The sequence below is a fragment of the Bradyrhizobium sp. WSM2254 genome, from assembly GCF_000472645.1.
GTDB lineage: Bacteria > Pseudomonadota > Alphaproteobacteria > Rhizobiales > Xanthobacteraceae > Bradyrhizobium > Bradyrhizobium niftali.
In genome coordinates this window covers 109,960-130,620 of record NZ_AXAB01000014.1, presented here as the reverse complement: position 1 = coordinate 130,620, position 20,661 = coordinate 109,960, and the positions used below count along the sequence as shown (strand labels likewise).

17 protein-coding genes are annotated in these 20,661 nt (G+C 65.3%); 8 read left to right on the top strand and 9 right to left on the bottom strand.

The genetic code is table 11. From position 1 onward, the window contains the following. The first annotated feature begins 108 nt into the window (after positions 1 to 108). From hpaD to A3M7_RS0111420, 3 genes are all read left to right on the top strand, one after another. Positions 109 to 1,092, top strand: a complete 984-nt coding sequence (hpaD, locus tag A3M7_RS0111435; protein ID WP_027544063.1) for a 3,4-dihydroxyphenylacetate 2,3-dioxygenase — start codon at positions 109 to 111, stop codon at positions 1,090 to 1,092. A gap of 175 nt (positions 1,093 to 1,267) precedes the next feature. Then, positions 1,268 to 2,137 (top strand): fumarylacetoacetate hydrolase family protein, encoded by an 870-nt coding sequence (locus A3M7_RS0111425; RefSeq protein ID WP_027544062.1) that lies wholly within the window; start codon positions 1,268 to 1,270, stop codon positions 2,135 to 2,137. Between the two features lie 24 nt (positions 2,138 to 2,161). After that, on the top strand, positions 2,162 to 3,787 hold the full coding sequence (locus tag A3M7_RS0111420) for a thiamine pyrophosphate-dependent enzyme (protein WP_027544061.1): 1,626 nt from the start codon (positions 2,162 to 2,164) through the stop codon (positions 3,785 to 3,787). Between the two features lie 86 nt (positions 3,788 to 3,873). On the opposite strand, the gene alkB is transcribed toward A3M7_RS0111420, so the two are convergent. The 4 genes from alkB to A3M7_RS0111400 form a co-directional block, all read right to left on the bottom strand. Further along, positions 3,874 to 4,527, bottom strand: a complete 654-nt coding sequence (alkB, locus tag A3M7_RS0111415) for a DNA oxidative demethylase AlkB (protein WP_027544060.1) — start codon at positions 4,525 to 4,527, stop codon at positions 3,874 to 3,876. A gap of 9 nt (positions 4,528 to 4,536) precedes the next feature. Then, positions 4,537 to 5,283 carry a 2OG-Fe(II) oxygenase gene (locus A3M7_RS0111410; protein WP_027544059.1) on the bottom strand — a complete coding sequence of 249 codons (747 nt, stop codon included), beginning with the start codon at positions 5,281 to 5,283 and terminating at the stop codon, positions 4,537 to 4,539. 307 nt (positions 5,284 to 5,590) lie between these two features. After that, positions 5,591 to 6,277, bottom strand: a complete 687-nt coding sequence (locus tag A3M7_RS0111405) for a DUF2848 domain-containing protein (protein ID WP_027544058.1) — start codon at positions 6,275 to 6,277, stop codon at positions 5,591 to 5,593. Beyond that, complete coding sequence (locus A3M7_RS0111400) at positions 6,270 to 7,619, bottom strand: amidase (RefSeq protein ID WP_027544057.1); 1,350 nt, start codon at positions 7,617 to 7,619, stop codon at positions 6,270 to 6,272. Before A3M7_RS0111400 ends, A3M7_RS0111405 begins: the two co-directional genes overlap by 8 nt. Before the next feature lie 179 nt (positions 7,620 to 7,798). Here A3M7_RS0111400 and A3M7_RS0111395 point away from each other — a divergent pair, with 179 nt between their 5' ends. The 4 genes from A3M7_RS0111395 (at position 7,799) to A3M7_RS0111380 (ending at position 11,689) form a co-directional block, all read left to right on the top strand. Further along, positions 7,799 to 8,212 carry a Zn-ribbon domain-containing OB-fold protein gene (locus A3M7_RS0111395; RefSeq protein ID WP_027544056.1) on the top strand — a complete coding sequence of 138 codons (414 nt, stop codon included), beginning with the start codon at positions 7,799 to 7,801 and terminating at the stop codon, positions 8,210 to 8,212. 3 nt (positions 8,213 to 8,215) lie between these two features. Then, a complete protein-coding gene (locus tag A3M7_RS0111390; RefSeq protein ID WP_027544055.1) occupies positions 8,216 to 9,355 on the top strand; it encodes a thiolase in 1,140 nt (379 codons plus the stop codon). Positions 9,356 to 9,493: 138 nt separating this feature from the next. Then, positions 9,494 to 10,408, top strand: coding sequence for an SDR family oxidoreductase (locus A3M7_RS0111385; protein WP_027544054.1), 915 nt, complete (start codon positions 9,494 to 9,496; stop codon positions 10,406 to 10,408). Between the two features lie 114 nt (positions 10,409 to 10,522). Further along, complete coding sequence (locus A3M7_RS0111380) at positions 10,523 to 11,689, top strand: SMP-30/gluconolactonase/LRE family protein (protein ID WP_027544053.1); 1,167 nt, start codon at positions 10,523 to 10,525, stop codon at positions 11,687 to 11,689. A 61-nt stretch (positions 11,690 to 11,750) separates the two neighbouring features. Here A3M7_RS0111380 and ppc read toward each other — a convergent pair whose 3' ends face one another. From ppc to A3M7_RS0111355, 5 genes are all read right to left on the bottom strand, one after another. Further along, positions 11,751 to 14,549 (bottom strand): phosphoenolpyruvate carboxylase, encoded by a 2,799-nt coding sequence (ppc, locus tag A3M7_RS0111375; protein ID WP_027544052.1) that lies wholly within the window; start codon positions 14,547 to 14,549, stop codon positions 11,751 to 11,753. Between the two features lie 921 nt (positions 14,550 to 15,470). Next, positions 15,471 to 15,875 carry a YccF domain-containing protein gene (locus tag A3M7_RS0111370; RefSeq protein ID WP_027544051.1) on the bottom strand — a complete coding sequence of 135 codons (405 nt, stop codon included), beginning with the start codon at positions 15,873 to 15,875 and terminating at the stop codon, positions 15,471 to 15,473. Between the two features lie 165 nt (positions 15,876 to 16,040). Next, the gene (locus A3M7_RS0111365; protein WP_027544050.1) at positions 16,041 to 16,850 is read right to left on the bottom strand and encodes an enoyl-CoA hydratase/isomerase family protein; all 810 of its coding nucleotides are present in this window, start codon (positions 16,848 to 16,850) and stop codon (positions 16,041 to 16,043) included. Between the two features lie 99 nt (positions 16,851 to 16,949). Then, positions 16,950 to 18,494: an acyl-CoA synthetase gene (locus tag A3M7_RS0111360; protein ID WP_027544049.1), complete on the bottom strand. Its 1,545-nt coding sequence runs from the start codon at positions 18,492 to 18,494 to the stop codon at positions 16,950 to 16,952. Positions 18,495 to 18,657: 163 nt separating this feature from the next. Beyond that, entirely contained in the window at positions 18,658 to 19,467 is an 810-nt protein-coding gene (locus A3M7_RS0111355; RefSeq protein WP_027544048.1) for a crotonase/enoyl-CoA hydratase family protein, read from the bottom strand. Between the two features lie 105 nt (positions 19,468 to 19,572). Here A3M7_RS0111355 and A3M7_RS0111350 point away from each other — a divergent pair, with 105 nt between their 5' ends. Beyond that, a complete protein-coding gene (locus A3M7_RS0111350) occupies positions 19,573 to 20,445 on the top strand; it encodes an SDR family oxidoreductase (RefSeq protein WP_027544047.1) in 873 nt (290 codons plus the stop codon). Positions 20,446 to 20,661: the final 216 nt, after the last annotated feature.

Here is a 20,661-nt window from a genome sequence, read left to right as displayed (position 1 = left end):
CGAAGCATCGAACCCGGAATCCATTCATCCACCAACACTGCTGCGCGATGGATTCCGGGTTCGGCTCTGCGAGCCGCCCCAGAATGACAGGACCGAGGGGAAACGCCAATGCCGGTACCGCAACACATCTTCGAGCCGCCGTTCAACATCATCCGTTCGAGCCACGTCGTGCTCGACGTGACCGATCTGAAGCTCAGCCGCGCGTTCTACGAGACCACCGTCGGCCTGCATGTCGAGGATGCCGACGACAAGGTCGTGTATTTGCGCGCGGCCGAGGAGCATCAGCATCACTCGCTGGTGCTGCGCAAGGCGGCTGCGCCCGCCTGCGCCCGGCTCGGATTCAAGGTCGGCAACGACAAGGACCTCGACAAGGCCGCCGCGTTCCTTTCCGAGAACGGCCTCGCCTACGCCTTCGTCGATCAGCCCTTCCAGGGCCGCACGCTGCAATTCACCGATCCCTACGGCTTCCAGATCGAGCTCTATGCGTCGATGGACCGCCGGCCGCATCTGCTTCGCCGCTACGACCTCTACCGGGGCTGCCACCCGCAGCGGCTCGATCATTTCAACGTCTTCGCCGCCGAGGTGCAGGACACCGTCGAGTTCTACGCGCGGCTCGGCTTCCGCCTCACCGAATACGCCGAGGAGGATGGGCCGAACGGGCGCATTGCAGCCGCCTGGATGCATCGCAAGGGCAACGTCCACGATTTTGCGATCACCAATGGCAAGGGCCCTCGCCTGCACCACTTCGCGTACTGGACGCCGACGGCGATGAACATCATCCATCTCTGCGACGTGATGGCCTCCGCAGGCTTCGTCAAAAACATCGAACGCGGCCCCGGACGCCACGGCATCTCGAACGCGTTCTTCCTCTACGTCCGCGACCCTGATGGTCACCGCCTCGAGCTCTACACCAGCGACTATTTCACCGGCGATCACGACCACGAGCCGCTGCGCTGGTCGCTGCGCGATCCACGCCGCCAGACGCTGTGGGGCGCGCCAGCGCCGCGCTCGTGGTTCGAGCAGGGCTCGCCCTTCACCGGGCAGACCGTGCGCGAGCCGAAATTCGTGGCCGACGTGCTGGTGGCGGATTGATGTTAGTGGTCAATAAGGACTCTTTCCCCGTCGTCCCGGCGAAAGCCGGGACCCATAACCACAGGGAATGGTTTGGCGAAGACTGGTCGTTCGGGATTGTCATCGCGCGCTATCGATAAATCACGCGGTATGGGTCCCGGCTTTCGCCGGGACGACGCATAATAGTGGGCTACCAATGACACTCCCCCGCCTCGCCACCTACTCCGTCAAAGGCTCGACCCGCTACGGCGCCGTCGTGGACGGCGGCGTCGCCGATCTCTCCGCCCGACACACCAAGGACTATCCGACGCTGCGCGAAGTGATCGCGGCCGGCAAGCTCGTGAACCTCGCCGAGGAAGCAGCCGGCCGCGCGCCGGATCATGCGATCGGTGACATCACCTTTCTGCCGCCGGTGCCGGCGCCGGAAAAGATCATCTGCATCGGCGTCAACTATCCCGACCGCAACGCCGAGTACAAGGACGGCCAGGACGCGCCGAAATATCCGAGCATGTTCATGCGCTCGCCCCGCTCGTTCGTGGGCCACGACACGCCGCTGGTGCGCCCGCGTGCCTCCACACAGCTCGATTATGAAGGCGAGATCGTGCTGGTCATCGGCAAGGCCGGCCGGCACATTCCGGAAAGCACGGCGCTCGACCACATCGCCGCCCTCACGCTCTGCAACGAAGGCTCGGTGCGCGACTGGCTGCGCCACGCCAAGTTCAACGTCACGCAGGGCAAGAATTTCGATTCGAGCGGCAGCCTCGGTCCATGGCTGGTGCCTTACACGCAGGAATCCCAGATCGCCGACATCAGGCTCACCACGCATGTCAGCGGCGAGCTCCGGCAGGACGACCGTACCAGCCGGCTGATGTTTCCGTTCCGCTACCTCATCAGCTACATCTCGACCTTCGCAACGCTGGTCCCCGGCGATATCATCGTCACGGGCACGCCGACCGGCGCCGGCGCGCGGTTCGATCCACCGCGCTATCTGAAGCCGGGCGACGTGATCGAGGTCGAAGCCGAAGGCATCGGCCGCTTGCGGAACGGCGTCGTCGACGAAGCCTGAAAACGAAACGAATGGAATGATGCAATGACCACCCTCACCGGCGGTGAAGCGATCGTAAGCGGCCTTGTCGCCCATGGCGTCGACACCGTGTTCGGCCTGCCCGGCGCGCAAATCTACGGCCTGTTCGACGCCTTCCATCAGGCGCAGCTCAAGGTGATCGGCGCGCGGCACGAGCAGGCCTGCGGCTACATGGCGTTCGGCTATGCGCGCGCCAGCGGCAGGCCCGGCGTGTTCAGCGTGGTGCCCGGGCCGGGCGTGCTCAACGCCAGCGCGGCGCTGCTCACGGCGTACGGCTGCAACGAGCCGGTGCTCTGCGTCACCGGCCAGGTGCCGACGCAGTTCCTGGGCAAAGGCCGCGGCCATCTGCACGAGATGCCGGACCAGCTCGCGACCCTGCGCACTTATGTGAAATGGGCGGACCGGATCGAAACCCCGGGCAACGCGCCGACCACCGTGGCGCGCGCCTTCCAGGAGATGACGTCCGGCCGGCGCGGCCCGGTCTCGGTCGAGATGCCCTGGGATATCTTCACCCGGCGCGCCGACACCGCCGCCGCAGAGGTGCTGGAGCCCCTGCCCGCGCCGCTGCCTGATCCTGATATGATCAAGCAGGCGGCCGCACTCATCAAAGGCAGCAAGGCGCCGATGATCTTCGTCGGCAGCGGCGCGATCGAGGCGGGCGCCGAGATCCTCGAGCTTGCCGAGATGATCGATGCGCCCGTGGTCGCCTTCCGCAGCGGGCGCGGCATCGTCTCCAATGCGCACGAGCTCGGCCTGACCATGGCTGCCGCCTACAAGCTGTGGCCGAACACCGACCTCATGATCGGCATCGGCTCGCGGCTGGAATTGCCGACAATGTCGCGCTGGCCCTACCGGCCCGACGGGTTGAAGAGCATCCGCATCGACATCGATCCGGTCGAGATGCGGCGCTTCATCTCGGACACCGCTATCGTCGCCGATGCCAAGGCCGCGACCGCCGATCTCGTCGCCGCCGTCAGCAGGGCCGGCTACAGCAAGACCGCCGGCCGCCGCGCCGCGATCCGCGAGGCCACCGCGACCGCGCAAGCCGAAATCCAGCGCGTCCAGCCGCAGATGGCGTATCTGAACATCCTGCGCGAGGTGCTGCCGGCGAACGCGATCGTCACCGATGAATTGTCGCAGGTCGGCTTCGCCTCCTGGTACGGCTTTTCGATCTACGAGCCGCGCACCTTCATCACGTCAGGCTACCAGGGCACGCTCGGATCGGGCTTCCCGACCGCGCTCGGCGCCAAGGTCGCCAATCCCGACAAGCCGGTGGTGGCGATCACCGGCGACGGCGGCTTCATGTTCGGCGTGCAGGAGCTTGCCACCGCCGTGCAGTTCAACATCGGCGTGGTGACGCTGGTGTTCAACAACAACGCCTATGGCAATGTCCGCCGCGACCAGCGCGAACGCTTCGACGGCCGCGTGGTGGCGTCTGACCTCGTCAATCCGGATTTCGTCAAGCTCGCGGAGTCCTTCGGCGTCGCGGCCGCGCGCGTCACCGCGCCGGACCAGTTCAGGGCGGCGATGGAGAAGGCGCTCGCCCATGGCGGGCCGTATCTGATCTCGGTCGAGGTGACGCGGGATTCCGAAATCAGCCCGTGGGCGTTCATCCACCCGCCGAAGCCTTGATGTCGTTCCGGGGCGATGCGTAGCATCGAACCCGGAACCTCGAGATTCCGGGTTCGCGCTAACGCGCGCCCCGGAATGACAGGTGCCTACTGCGTCCGACGAAACGTCAGATTGATGCGCTGCTGCCCGAGCAGCGGATGCTCGCCGTCGGCGAGCGGCGCCACGCCGTGATAGGCGAGCCGGTTAGGGCCGCCCCAGACCACGACGTCACCATGGACGAGCCGGAAGCGGCGCGGCTTGTCGCTGCGCGCCATGCCGCCAAACAGGAAGGTCGCGGGCAGCCCCAGCGAGACCGAGACGATCGGCGCCGCATAGTCCAGCTCGTCCTTGTCCTGATGCAGCGAAAGCCGCGTGCCGGGTGTGTAGCGATTGACGAGGCACGCATCGGGCGCAAAGCCCGTGAACCCGCCCTGCTCCGCAGCCCGGCGCGCCAGATCGCAAAACACCGGCGGCATCGCGGGCCACGGCGCGCCGGTTCGCGGATCGATCGGGTCGTAGCGATAGCCGGTGTGGTCGGCGATCCAGCCGCGCGCGCCGCAATTGGTCATCGCCACCGACATCTGATAGCCGCCGGGCGTGGTCATCCGCCGGAACGGCGACTGTGCAACGATCGCACGCACCGCGGCAATCAGCTCGCTCTCGATCGGCTTGACGAAGCCACGCAGCAGCACGGCTCCATCGGCGATCTCTTCACGCGAGGGCTGCGCCTCCGCGACGCTATCAAACAGATCCGCCGTCAATTCCCGTGCTCATTTGGCATCATGAAAGATCACACCCAGCGTATGGCGTTGGCCGGACCGGATGCGGCTGACGCCATGGCGGAGGTTAACCCGGTAGGTGCCGCGCGTCCCCTGCACCGGGCGGTGATGCACAGCAAAGGCGACCGCGTCGCCCTGCACCAGCGGCACCACCTCGGCGCGGGACTGCATGCGCGGGCGCTGCTCGGTCAGCACAAACTCGCCGCCGGTGAAGTCACGTCCGGGCTCGGACAAGAGGATCGCGACCTGGATCGGGAACACGTGCTCGCCATAGAGGTCCTGGTGCAGGCAGTTGTAGTCGCCGTTCCTGTATTGCAGCAGCAGCGGCGTCGGGCGCGCCTGTCCCGCCTCGTGGCAGCGCTTCAGGAACGTCGCATGCGCGGCGGGGTAGCGGATGTCGATCCCCATCGCCTCGTTCCAGCGATTGGCGACGCCTTGCAGATGCGCGTAGAGCGCCGGGCGCAGCTGCGCGATCAGATCGGGCAGCGGGTAGGAGAAATATTTGTACTCGCCGCTGCCAAAACCGTGGCGGCCCATAACGATGCGGCTGCGGAAGTGGGTGTCGTCCGGATAGAGCGCGGCGACGGCGCGGCATTGGTCCGGGCTGAGGAGGCCCTTCAATATGGCACAGCCCTGGTTGTCGAGCTCGGCGGTGATTTGAGGCCAGTCGAGGGTGTCGACGTGGGAGGCAATGTCAGTTCCGGAATCTGGTGCGGCAATACGTTTGGCGACAGCCATGGCGATCATCCTATCCACTTCCGTCATTCCGGGGCGCGCCCTCTTGGGCGCGAGCTACGATGCGCAATTGCGCATCTGAGAATCCATCGGGCCGCAGAGACGGCGGATGAATGGATTCCGGGCTCGCGACTTCGTCGCGCCCCGGAATGACGGAGGTTGGTGTCGCAGATCGCGGCCGCGACAACCACCCGATTTCCGACGACCGGTCCCCGTCATTGCGAGGAGCCCTTGCGACGAAGCAATCCAGACCGGTTCCGCGGAGAGACTCTGGATTGCTTCGCTTCGCTCGCAATGACGGTGGAGAGAGCTAACCCCGCACCGGCAACATCACCACGTCATACCCGTGCCTGATCGTCCGCTTCAGCACGGGGTCCTCCAGCTCGAACTCGAACCGGTCGGCCGGGCGGATGCCGCCCTTGGCGGCGAAGGTGCCGCCGAACATAGCGCAGCCGTCGGGGAGCTTCTTGCCGTCGAAGCCGCGCGCGACGAGGTCGGCGACCGGCAGCATCGCGTCGAGCGTGCCCTCCTGGTAGGGCACGCGCTCGCCCTTGATCCAGGCGTAGGAGCGAAGGATCATCCTGTCCCAATGGCCGATGACGTCCTCGAGCTCCCACAGCGTCGAGGCGATCGGCTTGTCGCACATCTGCTTGGACACCGTGACGTTGTAGGCCTCGACCTTGCGGTCGGTGTGGTCGGAGCCGCAGCCGACGAAGACGCGGCCCTGCCAGCCGATCAGCACGAACTCGACCTCGCCACTGGAATCGCCGCCGCAGCACTCGATGCGGTCTTCCAGGGTCAGCCGCCGTGCCGAGGCGCGATAGTAGATCGGGGTCGAGGCCGGCGGGGCGATGCCCATCTCTTGCAGCTCGGCGATGTGCTTGTCGCGCGCGACGGGATCGCGGCCGGTCCAGCCGGCGATGACCATCTGGTCGATCGCCAGCGTCAGCGGCGTAGTGGTGTCCTGGGCATCGACGGTGAAAGTCAGGTCAAACACGAATTACGGCCTCCATGCCGGCAGCAAGCTCGAAGATACGGCGGTCCGATCCGCCCGCACCGGCCAGCATCAGGCCGACGGGAACGTCGCCCTCGCGATGCGCGGGGAGAGAGATGGCGCAGCCGTCGATCATGTTGATCAGGGTACAATTGCGCAGCGCACGCAGGTTCTGGGTGGTGAACGCCTTGTCGTCGGCGAGATCGGCGATCTTCGGCGGCGTGTTGGCGGTGGTCGGCAGCACCAAGGCGTCATAGGGCGCGATGCGAGCATTGACGCGGGCGATCAGCGAGCGGCGCTCGTTGAGGAGATCGATGTAGTCGGCCGCACTCTGTGCCTCGCCGCGCATGATGCGCACGTAGACCCTGGGATCGTAAACGTCGCCCTTGGCCGTGATGAGATAGCGGTGCCAGGCGTAGCTCTCGGACGCGGCAAAACCACCCTTGGCGTTCATCGGTCCGATGTCGTGGAATTCCGCCATCTCGATGCGCTCGATGCTGGCGCCATGATCAGAAAGCGTCTTCAGCGCGCGCTCGAACGTCTCGGCCACTGCCGCATCGAGATCGTCGAGCGCGATCGTGGTGGGCACCGCCAGCCGCATGCCCTGGATCCGCCGCGGCTTCAGCGCAACGATCGGCTCGTTGGCGAGCACGGCGTCGAGTATGGCACAGCAACTGACCGATCGCGCCAGAGGCCCGATGCTGTCGAGCGAGAACGACAGCGGCACCGCGCCGTCGAGCGGCACACGGCGCTGCGTCGGCTTGTAGCCGACGATGCCGTTGAAGGCGGCCGGAATCCGGCAGGAGCCGCCGGTGTCGGTGCCGAGCGCGCCGTGCGCCATGCCGTCGAGCACGGACACCGCCGCGCCCGAGGACGAGCCGCCGGGCACGTGCCCCTCGGCCCGGTTCCAGGCGCCCTTCGGCGTACCGTAATGCGGGTTGGTGCCGATGCCGGAATAGGCGAATTCGGTCATGTTGGTCCGCCCGATCAGGACGAAGCCGGCCTTGCGCAGCCGCTCGACCGTCGCGGCGTCGTGCTCCGCCGGATCGGAATCGTCGAGCGCACGCGAACCGGCGCGCGTCGTCTGTCCTCTGATATCGAAGAGATCCTTGATCGAGATCGGGATACCGGCATAGCGCGACGGCGCGGCCTTGACCTTGCGCAAGGCGTCCATCGCGTCCGCGGTCGCGAGCGCCGCATCCTTGTCGACATGGATGAAGGTGCGCTGGCCCTCGCCGGCGGGGTCGGCGATCCTAGCGATGCAGGCCTCGACCAGCTTGCGGGAGGTGGTGCGGCCGCTTTCGAGGTCGTCGGCGAGCTTCGCAAGTGTCGGAAAATCGGGCATGTCTGTCTCACGGAATATCTGCGCGCGCAATCTATAGCGCTGCCTCAGTTCGACACAAGCATTGTGCGCATGATGGCATGCATGCGCATTGCTGGACCGTTGACGCGCCATGGTCGATTGTCGCATCAAGATCGAAACAGGCAGGCACAAAGGCCTGCTGCCCGGGAGGACCCGCCGACATGGCCGAACCGCAGCGCGCGCGACCGAAACCGACGCCGGAAACCCAGCATTTCTGGGACGGCACGAAAGCGGGCGAACTGCGCTTGCAACGCTGCGACGCCTGCGCGCATGTCTACTTCCCGCCGCGCCCGTTCTGCCCGTCCTGCGCCTCGCGCAAGGTCAGCATCTTCAAGGCGAGCGGCAAGGGTTTCCTCTACAGCTACGTGATCAACCACCGTCCCGCCGCGCCCGGCTTCACGCCGCCTTATGCGATCGCCGTGGTCGAGCTTGCCGAGGGACCGCGGATGATGAGCAACATCATCGACTGCCCGCAGACCCCGGAGGCGCTCGAGCTCGACATGAAGCTCGAGGTCGCCTTCCAGCAGCTCGACGACAAGATCACCCTTCCCGTGTTCCGTCCGGCGAAGGGGTAAGCCATGCGCAGCAACCAGGTTGCCGTCGTCGGCGCGGCCGAGACCACCGAACTCGGCGTCGTCCCCAACATGTCGCAGCTCCAGCTCCACGCGGACGCGGCGCTCAACGCCATCGCTGATGCCGGGCTGAAGCTGTCCGACATCGACGGCTTCGCCACCGCGGTCGAAACGCCGCAGCAGGTCTGCCACTATCTCGGCATCAAGCCGACCTGGGTGGACGGCACCTCGGTCGGCGGCTGCTCCTTCATGCTGCATGTTCGTCATGCCGCCGCGGCGATCGAGGCCGGCCTGTGCAAGACCGTGCTGATCACCCATGCCGAGAGCGGCAAGTCGATGATCGGCAAGGCGCCGCGCTCGACGCCGGCGGACAGCCTCAACGGCCAGTTCGAGGCGCCCTATGGCGTCTACGGCCCGCCCAGCATGTTCCCGATCCCCGTGCTGCGCTTCATGAAAACCTACGGCATCACCCATGAGCAGCTTGCTTCGGTCGCCGTGGTGCAGCGGGAATGGGCGGCGAAAAATCCGCGCGCGATGATGAAGAATCCGATCACGGTCGCCGATGTCCTCAATTCGCGCATGATCGCCTATCCGTTCCGGCTTCTGCAGTGCTGCCTCGTCACCGACGGCGGCGGCGCCCTGATCCTGACCTCGGCCGACCGCGCCAGGGATTTTCCGCGCAAGCCGGTCTACATCATGGGCACCGGCGAGAGCGTGGAAACGCCGATGGTCAGCCAGATGGAGACCTTCAACTCCTCGCGCGCGTTCAAGACCGCAGGACCGCTGGCGTTCAAGGAGGCCGGCATCGCGCACAAGGACGTCGACCATCTCATGATCTACGACGCCTTTGCGCATCTGCCGCTGTTCGGCCTCGGCGACCTCGGCTTCATGCCGCATGAGGAGACCGGAAAGTTCATCGCCGACGGCAATACGCGCCCCGGGGCTAAGCTGCCGCTCAACACCAATGGCGGCGGTCTCTCCTACATGCACTCGGGCATGTACGGCATGTACGCGCTCCAGGAAAGCGTGCGGCAGATGCGCGGCATCGCGCCGGCGCAGGTGCCGAACGCGAAGATTTCGGTGTGCCATGGTGTCGGCGGCATGTTCGCGGCATCAGGCACGATCGTGTTTACGAACGAGAGGTAGCGGTCCGTCATTCCGGGGCGGCGCGAAGCGACGAGCCCGGAATCCATAACCACGATCGGGAGTATGGATTCCGGGCTCGCGCCAAGAGGCGCGCCCCGGAATGACGGCGGAAATTGGAACGGCTAGCGGAGAACCCACATGACAAAATCACTGCAAGACAAGGTCATCATCGTCACCGGCGCAGGCCGCGGCATCGGGCGGGAGATCGCGCTGCGGTGCGCGGCGGAAGGCGCCAAGGTCGTCGTCAACGATCCCGGTGTCGCCGCCGACGGCGCCGGCTCGAGCGCTTCTCCCGCCGAGGAGGTGGTCGAGGAGATCAAGAAGCGCGGCGGCGCTGCGGTCGCCAATTTCGAGTCGGTGGCGGAAGCGATCCCCGCCAGCAGGATCGTGAAGACCGCGACCGATCATTTCGGCCGGCTCGACGGCGTCGTCAACAACGCCGGCATCTTGCGCGACATGATCTTCCACAAGATGAGCGTGGAAGCCTTCGAGGCCGTCATCAAGGTGCATTTGATGGGCTCGTTCTACGTCAGCCACGCCGCGGCGCGGATTTTCCGCGAGCAGGAGTCCGGCTCCTTCGTGCACTTCACCTCGACCTCGGGCCTGATCGGCAATTTTGGCCAGGCCAACTACGCCGCCGCCAAGCTCGGCATCGTCGGCCTGTCGAAGTCGATCGCGCTCGACATGGGTCGCTTCAACGTCCGCTCCAACTGCGTCTCGCCGTTCGCGTGGACCCGCATGATCGGCACCATCCCGACCGAGACCGAAGCCGAGAAGGCACGCGTCGAGAAGATCAAGCAGATGGGACCGGAGAAGATCGCGCCGGTCTGCGCCTATCTGCTCTCCGATGCCGCCAAGGACGTCAGCGGGCAAATCTTCGGCGCGCGCATGAACGAGCTGTTCCTGTTCAGCCAGAACCGCCCGTTGCGCTCGGTGCACCGGAGCGAAGGCTGGACACCGCAATCGATCGCCGAACACGGCATGCCGGCGCTGAAGGGCTCGTTCTACAAGCTCGACCGCTCCGCCGACATCTTCCCCTGGGATCCCGTCTAGCCGTTTTCGCAGCAATTGTTGCATTGCGATCTCTGGTTGTCCGGCCGGAGATCGCCCGCATTACGCCCGATTGCGGGCGAATGGTTTCCTTCCAACAAAAAACGGGAGGCGACTATGACAAAACCACTTACCATTTCTGCCGGTACCAATGAGCCCTGCCTCGGGCGCCGCACCCTCTTGAAGGGCGCGGCGGCTGCAGTAGCCGCGACGGGCGTCACTATGAACGCAGCCCTGGCGGCCTCCGTCACGCCGTTCGGCCAGACCGCCACTCCGACCAGGTCGACGGCGCCATTGCCCTTGGGACCGCTGCCCGGCAGCCGCTACCCGGACTCCCATCTGGAATCCGCCAAGAAGGGACCGCCAACGTTCGGGCCTGCGGACTTCCCGGCCTTCGCCGGCACGATGGCCGTTGAGCGCGTTGCAACCGGCTTCCGCTGGGCCGAGGGACCGGTGTATTTCGCGGCCGGGCGATACCTGCTGTTCAGCGACATTCCCAACAACCGCATCATGCGCTTCTCGGAGGATGACGGTCACGTCAGCGTCTACCGTCAGCCCTCGATGAACTCGAACGGCAACACCATCGATCGCGAAGGACGCCTGATCACATGCGAGCATAGCGGTCGGCGCGTGACGCGGACCGAACTCGACGGCTCGATCACCATCATTGCCGACAAATTCAACGGCAAGCGACTGAACTCGCCGAACGACGCGGTCGTCACCGCCGATGGCGCGATCTGGTTCACCGACCCCGCCTACGGCATCGGCGGCTTCTATGAAGGGATCAAGGCCGACCCCGAGCAGGCGAAGAAGAACGTTTATCGGGTCGACCCGAAATCCGGGGACGTCAAGGTCGTCGTCGACGATTTTGTGGAGCCCAATGGGATCACCATCTCGCCCGACGAGAAGAAGCTCTACATCTGCGAAACCGGATTCACGGACGGACCGGACAACCCATCGCATATCCGCGCGTTTGACCTCGACGTGGCAGCGGGGAAGGTGTCGAACAGCAAGGTCTTCGCCGAAATGCCAAAGCCGAGCATCACCGACGGCGTCCGCTGTGACACCGAAGGACGGGTCTGGTGTTCGGTGGGCTGGGGCGATCCCAACGAAGACGGCGTGCGCTGTTATACGCCATCGGGCGATTTGGTCGGCAAGATTCATATTCCGGAAACAGTGGCGAATCTGAGCTTCGGCGGTCAGCAGCGAAACAGGCTTTATATTTGCGGCTCGACATCGCTTTATGCCGTCTACACCAGTGTGCAGGGCGCACTAAAGCCGTAAACGGCAGCGCATAGGGAATGGCGAGTAGGGTTCTATTCGCTACTCGCCACTTCGCTATTCCTCAACCCGTATTCCGCAACCCCGCCGAGATGCCGTTGATCGTGAGCTGGATCCCGCGCAGCACCTGCTCGTCCGGGTTCTGCGCGCGGTGCTCCTTCAAGAGCTCGACCTGCACGTGGTTGAGCGGGTCGAGATAGGGAAAGCGGTGGCGCACCGAGCGTTCGAGCAGCGGGTTGCCCTGCAGCAGCCGGTCCTGGCCCATGATGTCCAGCAGCGTCTCGATACAGGAATGCCATTCGCGGCGGATGCGGCCGAAGATTTTTTCGCGCAAGGCTTCATCCGGCACCAGCTCGGCATAGCGCGAGGCGATCGCGATCGAGCTCTTGGCGAGCACCATGTCCATGTTCGACAAGAGCATGCGGAAGAACGGCCATTCCTTGTAGAGCTCCTTGAGGAACGGCATGCCCTTGTCGGGATGCTCGGCGATCCATTGCTCGACCGCGCTGCCAAAGCCGTACCAGCCCGGCAGCATCAGGCGGCACTGCGCCCAGGAAAACACCCAGGGAATGGCGCGAAGGTCCTCGATCGCGCGGGTCTTCTTGCGCGAGGCCGGTCGGCTGCCGATGTTCAGCGTCGCGATCTCGTTGATGACGGTCGAGGCCCAGAAGTAATCGACGAAACCGTCGGTCTCGTAGACGAGGCCGCGATAGGCCTTGAAGGCGAGACTTGAGAGCTCGTCCATCGCGGTCAGGTATTCGCGGCGCGGCGCGCTCTGGCGTGGATGCAAGAGGCTTGCCTCCAGCGTCGCGGCGGCCAGGATCTCCAGATTGTTGCGCCCGACTTCGGCGTTGGAATATTTCGACGAGATGATCTCGCCCTGCTCGGTGATGCGGATCTGGCCGTTCACCGCGCCGCCGGGCTGCGCGATGATGGCGTCGTAGCTCGGCCCGCCGCCGCGGCCGACCGAGCCGCCGCGGCCGTGGAACAGGCGCAGGCGCACGTGGTGGCGCTCGAACACGTCGACGAGGTTGATCTCGGCCTTGTAGAGCTCCCAGCCCGAGGTGACGAAGCCGCCATCCTTGTTGCTGTCGGAATAGCCGAGCATGACCTCCTGCACGCTGCCGCGGCTGTCGACCAGGCGGCGGTAATCGTGCAGCGACAGCATGCGATCCATGATGCCGCTTGACGCCTGCAAATCCTCGATGGTCTCGAACAGCGGCACGACGTTGATGGCGCTGCGCCCGGAGGGATGGACGAGGCCCACCTCTTTCAGCAGCACCGCGACCTCGAGCATGTCGGACATGCCCTTGCACATCGAGATGATGCATTGGGGGATCGCGTCCGAGCCGAACTTCGCATGCGCCTCCGCTGCGGCATGGAAGACGTTGAGCTCGCCCATGGTCTCGTCGCTGTACTTGACGAACGGGGACACCAGCGCGCGCGTCGAGCGCAGTTCGTTGGTGAGCAGCGAGATACGCGCGTCCTCGCCGAGCGCAAGATAGGACATGCCGGGGTTGGCGGCGTCCATCAGCTCGGCGATGGTGCGTTCATGCACCGCCGAGTTCTGGCGGATGTCGAGCCGCGCCAGATGGAAGCCGAAGCAGTCCACCGCGCGGCGCAACAGCCGCAGCCGGCCGCGGGCGATGACGCGGGCGTTGTTGGAGATCAGCGAGCGGTGCAGCACGTCGAGATCGGCCTGCAACTCCTTGACGCTCTCGTAAGGCCTGCCCTTGCCGACCGGCCGGCGCGTGATCTCGACCTCGAGCGCTTCGGCCGTCGCCGTCAGTCGCGCATAGATGCCGGAGACCGCGAGGCGATACGGCTCGCCGCTCCGGTGCGGCGAGGTGTCGGGCGAGCGCTCCGCCAGCGTGCGCAGCTCCTCGGAGACGTCGGCGAGATGGGCCGCGATCGACAGCTCGGCGCCGAGCACGTGCAGCTCGTTCAGATAGAACTGCATCACCCGGCTCGACTGCAGCCGCAGCGTGCCGCGCATCACGTCGGCGGTGACAAAGGGATTGCCGTCGCGGTCGCCGCCGATCCAGCTGCCCATGCGCAGGAACGAGGCGAGTTCGCTGGCCGCCTGCTCGCCGCCCTCCTCCAGCCGGTCCTCCAGCACGTTGACCAGCCGCGGCACCTCGCGCAGGAAGGTGTAGTCATAGAAGGACAGGCCGTTGGCGACCTCGTCGAGCACGGTGAGCTTGGTCCGGCGCAAGAGATTGGTCTGCCAAAGCGTCAGCACCTCGCGGCGGAGCTGCTCGTCGCTGGCGGCGGCCTCGTCTTCAGTCAGCGCCACACGCTCGCGGCGGTCGAGCAGGCTAGCGACCTCCATCTCGCGATCCATGGTGCTCTTGCGGCGGACCTCGGTCGGATGCGCGGTCAGGACCGGGCTGACGAGCGCGGTCTTGAAGAAGTTGCGCAGGGCATCGGGGCCGATGCCCGCGGCCTTGGCATGGGCCAGCGTGTCCGCCAGCACGCCGGAGCCGCCGTTCTTGGCTGCGGTACGGGCGCGCATCTGGCGGATGTTGTTCTGGTCCTCGGCAATGTTGGCGAGATGGGAGAAATAGCTGAAGGCACGGACGATCCGCACCGTCTCGGAGGTCGACATGCTGTCGAGGATCTGCTCGAGCTCGCGGCGGGCGATCCGGTCCTCGTCGCGGTGGAACCGGATCGAGGTCTGGCGGATGCGCTCGACCAGGTCGAACAAGTCGGCGCCCTCCTGGTCCCGCACCGTGTCGCCCAGGATGCGTCCGAGCAGGCGAATGTCGTCCCGCAGCCGGGCGTCCGCCTCCAGCGCCTGGACGTCCTCCGGGCGATTGGGGCGTTGATCGGCGGCGTCGGATGGTAATGTCTGGAGGGACATGGCTCGCTCCCCTGGTTCGAGCTCGCTTGACTGCCCGGCTCAGCCGAGTGTGCGATATTTTTCTGCCGCAGTGCAAGATGAACTTGGTGGCGGCGCGGCAACATCGCTGACCGTCGCGGAATGGTTTCCAGAGCGGCGCGCGCACAGCTCCTCGGCCTCGCGGCGCTGGCGCCCGAGCTTTGTTGTCCGTTTCGCCCTCATCGAGAAGAAAGGGCGCAGGGAAGGCCGGGTGCCGGCTGGCACCCAGGGTCCGCACGCGAGAAACGCACGCGGGGTGACCACAGGTGATGCCGGGACATCCGGCCTTCCCTGCGCAATGGTTTTACGGCTTATGGCGCGCTCTCCCCGGGGAGCGATGCACTATTGCCCCCGTCGCCTTGCGGATGATCGATGCGCGCACCCGGTCGGGCAGCTCACACCACCGCAAGCCTTGACGCACAGACCCCGGGCGTCAGGACCACACGCTTTTGCCGTCCGCGGACGTCCCTCCCCCAAGCGTTCGAAAGCTCGCGCGTGCTCGCCCCCGAAGCCGAAAAGAAACGCTGTGACCGCGCCGTGTCGATCCCGCGGATCGCGATGGCTCACGGGGTTCGCCCGCCCTGCCATCCCGTCACGCGCCGGCGCTGCCGCGTCCATCGCATCCCGGCCTGCGTATCGTGACGATCGCGAAACGCCCCTTTGGCGGCCGGGATGTCTTGCGGTTTAACCGAAGTTACGAATTCGGTCAATCAGAATATTTGGAAGGCGCGCCCTTGACCCGCATGTGGCGTGTTTTGCCCGTCGGGCAACGCGAGGATTGTGTATGGAGCCCGCAGGATGGGTAGAGCCCTTGCGAAACCCATCCTGCTTCGGCATCGGTGGACGGATGATGGGTTTCGCTGGCGCTCTACCCATCCTACGGGCTTGGGACCGGGACTGGCGCTAGGCCGGCACGATCACCTTCCCGATCGGCCAGAGCGCAATGCCAGCAAGTTTGAGATGGGCCCAGGCGAAGGGGATGCCGATGATGGTGATCGCGAGGACCAGCGCGGTCACGAGGTGGCCGAGCGCCAGCCACCAGCCGGCCAGCACGAACCAGATGATGTTGCCGATCACCCCGAGCGGCCCGGTGCCGATATCCTCGACACCCGTGACGTCGTAGCGGTTGACCGCCCGCGAGCCGAACGGCAGCAGCGTATAGACGGCGATGTTGAACGCCGCTCGCGCCCAGGGCAGGCCGACGATGGTCACGGCCATGATGACCGCGGCGACCAGCCAGCCGAACGCCATCCAGGCGCCGCCGATGAGGATCCAGAGGATGTTGAGCAGGATGGAGACGGGAGCCATGGCATGATCCGGAAGTTAATGTCCCCGTCTGTATAGCACGACCGCCGAGGTCGCGCAGCGTCATGCGAGACGCGTAGCCCGGATGGAGCGCTGCGCAATCCGGGATTCCAGCGGCCTCGAAAGGCCCCGGAATACGCTTCGCTCCATCCGGGCTACAAACGACCGCTACCGCCCCTCGAATTTCGGCGCGCGCTTCTCCATGAAGGCCTTCATGCCCTCGGCCATGTCCTGCGTCTTAAATAGCGGCAGGAGCTGAAGATAGACGTGGTGGACGTGGTCGGAGAAGTTTTCGTTGAGGCCCATCCGCATCATGCGCTTGGAGGCCTGCACCGCGAGCGGCGCGTTGGCTGCGATTTCGCGGGCAATCGCAGTGGCGCGGCTCATCAAGTCGGCGTCCGGCACGACCTCGTTGGCAAGGCCCCATTCCAGGCACTCGCGTGCGCTCAGCGTTCGGCCCGTAAAGATCAGCTCGGAGGCCTTGGCCCAGCCGAGCATGCGCGGCAGCAGCCAGGTGCCGCCGGACTCCGGCACCACGCCGCGCTTGACGAAGGCGGCCGCGAGTTTTGCGGATTCCGCCATGATGCGGATGTCGCAGCCGAGCGCGGTGTCCATGCCGTAGCCGGCGGCGCCGCCGTTGACGGCGCAGATGGTCGGCTTGTCCATCGCCTGCAAAACCGTTGGCGGCGTGTTGCGCAGGTTGATGGTGGTCGGCGAGGACGCCGCGCTGAGGCCATTGCCGTCGCGCTCCTTGCGCAAATCGAGACCCGCGCAGAATGCCCGCCCCTTGCCGGTGAGGATCACGACGCGAACGTTCTTGTCCTCATTGGCCTCGGTTAGCAGCCGCGCCAGATCGTTCAGCATCGGCCCGGAGATCGTGTTCATGCGCTCCGGCGCATTCAACGTGATGGTCGCGATATGGTCGGCGACCTCGTAGAGGACTTCTTGCGTCTTGTCTGCGCCTGCTGCGTCGCTCATGGAAGTCCCCACCTTTTGTAGCCCGGATGAGCGAAGCGACATCCGGGACTTTACTCTCACCGTCCCGGGTATCGCTTCGCTCACCCGAGCTACGCACTGTCAGATCTTCCGGCCCGCCTGCTCCCAATATGGATCGCGCAGGCGGCGCTTGAAGATCTTGCCGGAGTCTTCGCGCGGCAGCCCGGAGCGGATCTCGATGTGCTTGGGCACCTTGTAGTCGGCGAGCGAGGTCTTCAGCCGCGCGCGGACATCGGCGGCCTCGAGCGTGACGCCGGCTTGCGGCTCGACCACGGCCATCAGCGCCTCGCCGAACTCGGCGTCGGGGATGCCGAACACGGCGCAATCATGCACGCCGGGCACGGCGTGCAGCACGGATTCGATCTCGGCCGGATAGATGTTGACGCCGCCCGAGATCACCATGTCGCGCTTGCGATCGCAGATGAAGACGTAGCCGTCTTCGTCGATATAGCCGACATCGCCGGAGGTGACGAAGCCGTCGCGGTCGATCTCGGCGCGCTTCTCCGGCTTGTTGTGGTAAGTGAAATCGGCCAGTTCGGCCATGCGGGAATAGATCTCGCCGATCTCGCCCACGCCCAGCACGCGGCCGTCCTCGCCGATGAAGCGCAGCTCGGCGCCGGGCGAGATCTTGCCGACCGTGCCGGGCTTGCTCAACGCATCCTCCGAGGTCGCGAAGGTGACGGCGCTGGATTCGGTCGAGCCGTAGAATTCGTAGATCACCGGCCCCCACCACTCGATCATGGCGCGCTTGACACCGGCCGGGCAAGGCGCTGCCGCGTGGATGATATGACGCAGCGAGGAGACGTCGTACTTCTTGCGCACCTGTTCCGGCAACTTCATCAGGCGAATGAACATGGTCGGCACCATGAAGATGGTGTCGATTTTGTAGCGCTCGATCAGCTCCAGAAACTCTTCCGCCTCGAAGCGCGGCATCAGCACCAGCGCGCCGCCGAGCTTGCCGGCGCGGATGCCGAACGAGTTCGGCGCGGAATGATAAAGCGGGCCCGGCAAAAGCGCGCGAGCGCCGGGCTTCAGACCGTAGATCATCGCGCGCATGCGCTCGCCGGCAGCCGCTTGCTCCGGCGTCGGCGCATTGCGCCGTACGCCCTTGGGGTGGCCGGTCGTGCCCGACGTGTAGATCATGTTCATCGGCTGCGGCACGATTGGGCCGTCATAAGGCTGATGCTGCGCGAGCCATGTCTCGAATTCGATCGCGAAATTCGGGGGCGCCAGATGATCCGGATCGATCTTGTAACTGGACAGGATCTCCGGCGGCGTCGGCACGCTGAGCACGGTGACGCCCTTGGGAATCGCATCGCGCAGGGCGTGCAGCATGTCGGCATGACCGATCAGGACGGACGTGCCGGTATCGCCAAGGATGTAGTTGATCTCCTCCGGCTTGAAGTGCCAGTTGATCGGTACGCCATAGGCCCCGAGCCGCATCGCGGCGTAGGCGGACTCGAGGAAGGCTATGTCGTTGCGCATCAGCATGCAGACGCAATCGCCTTGGCGGACGCCGATCTTGCTGAGGCCACTCGCGATGCGGTCGGCACGGTCAGCGACTTCGGCGTGGGCACGGCGGCGCTCGCCGGAGACGATGCCGAGGAACTTTGACGTTTCGCTCATTTGTTGTTGTCCGATCTTTCGTCGGGTTGAGAAACTTGGACACCACTCAGCTCGTCATTCCGGGGCGATGCGAAGCATCGAACCCGGAATCCATTTCACCGCAGACAATGCGGCTCGATGGATTCCGGCCTGCGCCTACGGCGCATCCCGGAATGACAAGTCGCTAATCCGCAAACCTCGGCGCGCGCTTTTCGAGATTGGCGCGCACCGCCTCGGTCTGGTTCGCGCTGCCGATCAGCTTCTGCTGCTCGACCGACTCGGCAAGCAGCGCCGGGCCCGGATCGACCGAGAGATTGTTGAGCAGACGCTTGGCGGCACGGATCGCGTCGGGGCTCTTGCCGGCGATCTCGCGCGCGACGTCGAGCGCTGCGGCGCGCGGATCGTCGCAGATGCGCGTGGCGAGGCCATAAGTCATCGCCTCCTGCGCGGAGAAGATGCGGCCGGTGTAGGTGAGATCGCGCAGGATGTCGTCGCGCACGAGACTGGCCAGGATCGGCGTGCCCGCCATATCAGGCACGAGGCCCCATTTGATCTCCATCACCGACATCCGCGCATCGGGGGAGAGGAAGCGCATGTCGGCACCGAGCGAGAGCTGGAAGCCGCCACCGAAGGCAACGCCGTGCACGGCCGCGATCACGGGAACCGGAAGCTGTCGCCAGCCCCACACCGCCTGTTGCGGGAAGTTCGCCTGACCATGCGTCCGCTTGGTGAGGTCGCGATTTTCGCCACCCGGAATTCCGTTGCCGCCCTTCTCCTTCATGGCGGCAAAACGCCCCATATCGAGACCGGCGCAGAAGGCGCGGCCCTCGCCCGAGAGCACGACGACACGCACGCCTTTTTCCTTCGAAAGCCGGTCGGTTGCGGCAACAAGGGCCTCGAACATGGCCTGATCGAGCGCGTTCATCTTGTCGGCGCGCACCAGGCGCACGTCGGCGACGCCTTCCGAGATCGAGATCGAGACGCGCTCTTCCATGGATGAATTCTCCCCTGTTCTTGTTCAGTGCCGCTTTACAGGAAGCCAGCGGCCGGATTTAGTCAATCGACCAATTAACTGACAATCCGTACGGGAGAAACAGCCATGTTCAAGGAAAATCTTCTGGCCGGCAGGAACATCCTTGTCACCGGTGGTGGCACCGGACTCGGCAAGTCGATGGCGGCGCGCTTCCTCCAGCTCGGCGCCGACGTGCACATCTGCGGCCGGCGCAAGATCGTGTGCGACGAGACCGCAACCGAACTGATGGATCTCCATGGCGGACGCGTCACCAGCCACGGCGTCGACATCCGCAACGCGCTCGCGGTCGAGGAGATGGTCGAAAACATCTTTCGCGAAGCGCCCCTCACCGACCTCATCAACAACGCCGCCGGCAATTTCATCTCGCGCACCGAGGAGCTGTCGCCGCGCGGGTTCGACGCCGTCGCCAATATCGTCATGCACGGCACGTTCTACGTCACGCACGCGGTCGGCAAGCGCTGGATCGCCTTGAAGCAGCCGGGCAACGTCGTCTCGATCACCACCACCTGGGTGCGCAACGGCTCGCCCTATGTGGTGCCGTCGGCGATGAGCAAGTCGGCGATCCACGCCATGACGATGTCGCTTGCGACCGAATGGGGCAGATACGGCATCCGCCTCAACACCATCGCGCCCGGCGAGATCCCGACCGAGGGCATGAGCAAGCGCATCAAGCCGGGCGACGAAGCCGGCGCGCGCACCAAGGCGATGAACCCGATGGGCCGTGTCGGCACCATGGAGGAATTGCAGAACGTCGCCGTGTTCCTGATCTCCGGCGGCTGCGACTGGATCTCCGGCGAGACCATCGCCATGGACGGCGCCCAGGCGCTCGCGATGGGCGGCAATTTCTACCAGCTCCGCGACTGGAGCGACGACGACTGGAAGACCGCGCGCGAGAGCATCATGGCCCAGAACGAGAAGGACCGGGCGAAGCGGGGGTGATCTCCTTGTAACGAGAGGCTTGAAGACGCCGCTCCACATTCCGTCGTCGTCCCGGCGAAGGCCGGGACCCATAGCCACCGAATCCAGTTTGGCGAAGATTGGTCATGACCAGTCTTCACCAAATTGCGTTCAGTGGTTATGGGTCCCGGCCTTCGCCGGGACGACAGCGTGGCTCCCATCTTGTCTTCACGCGCGGATGACGCCACACTCCCAGGC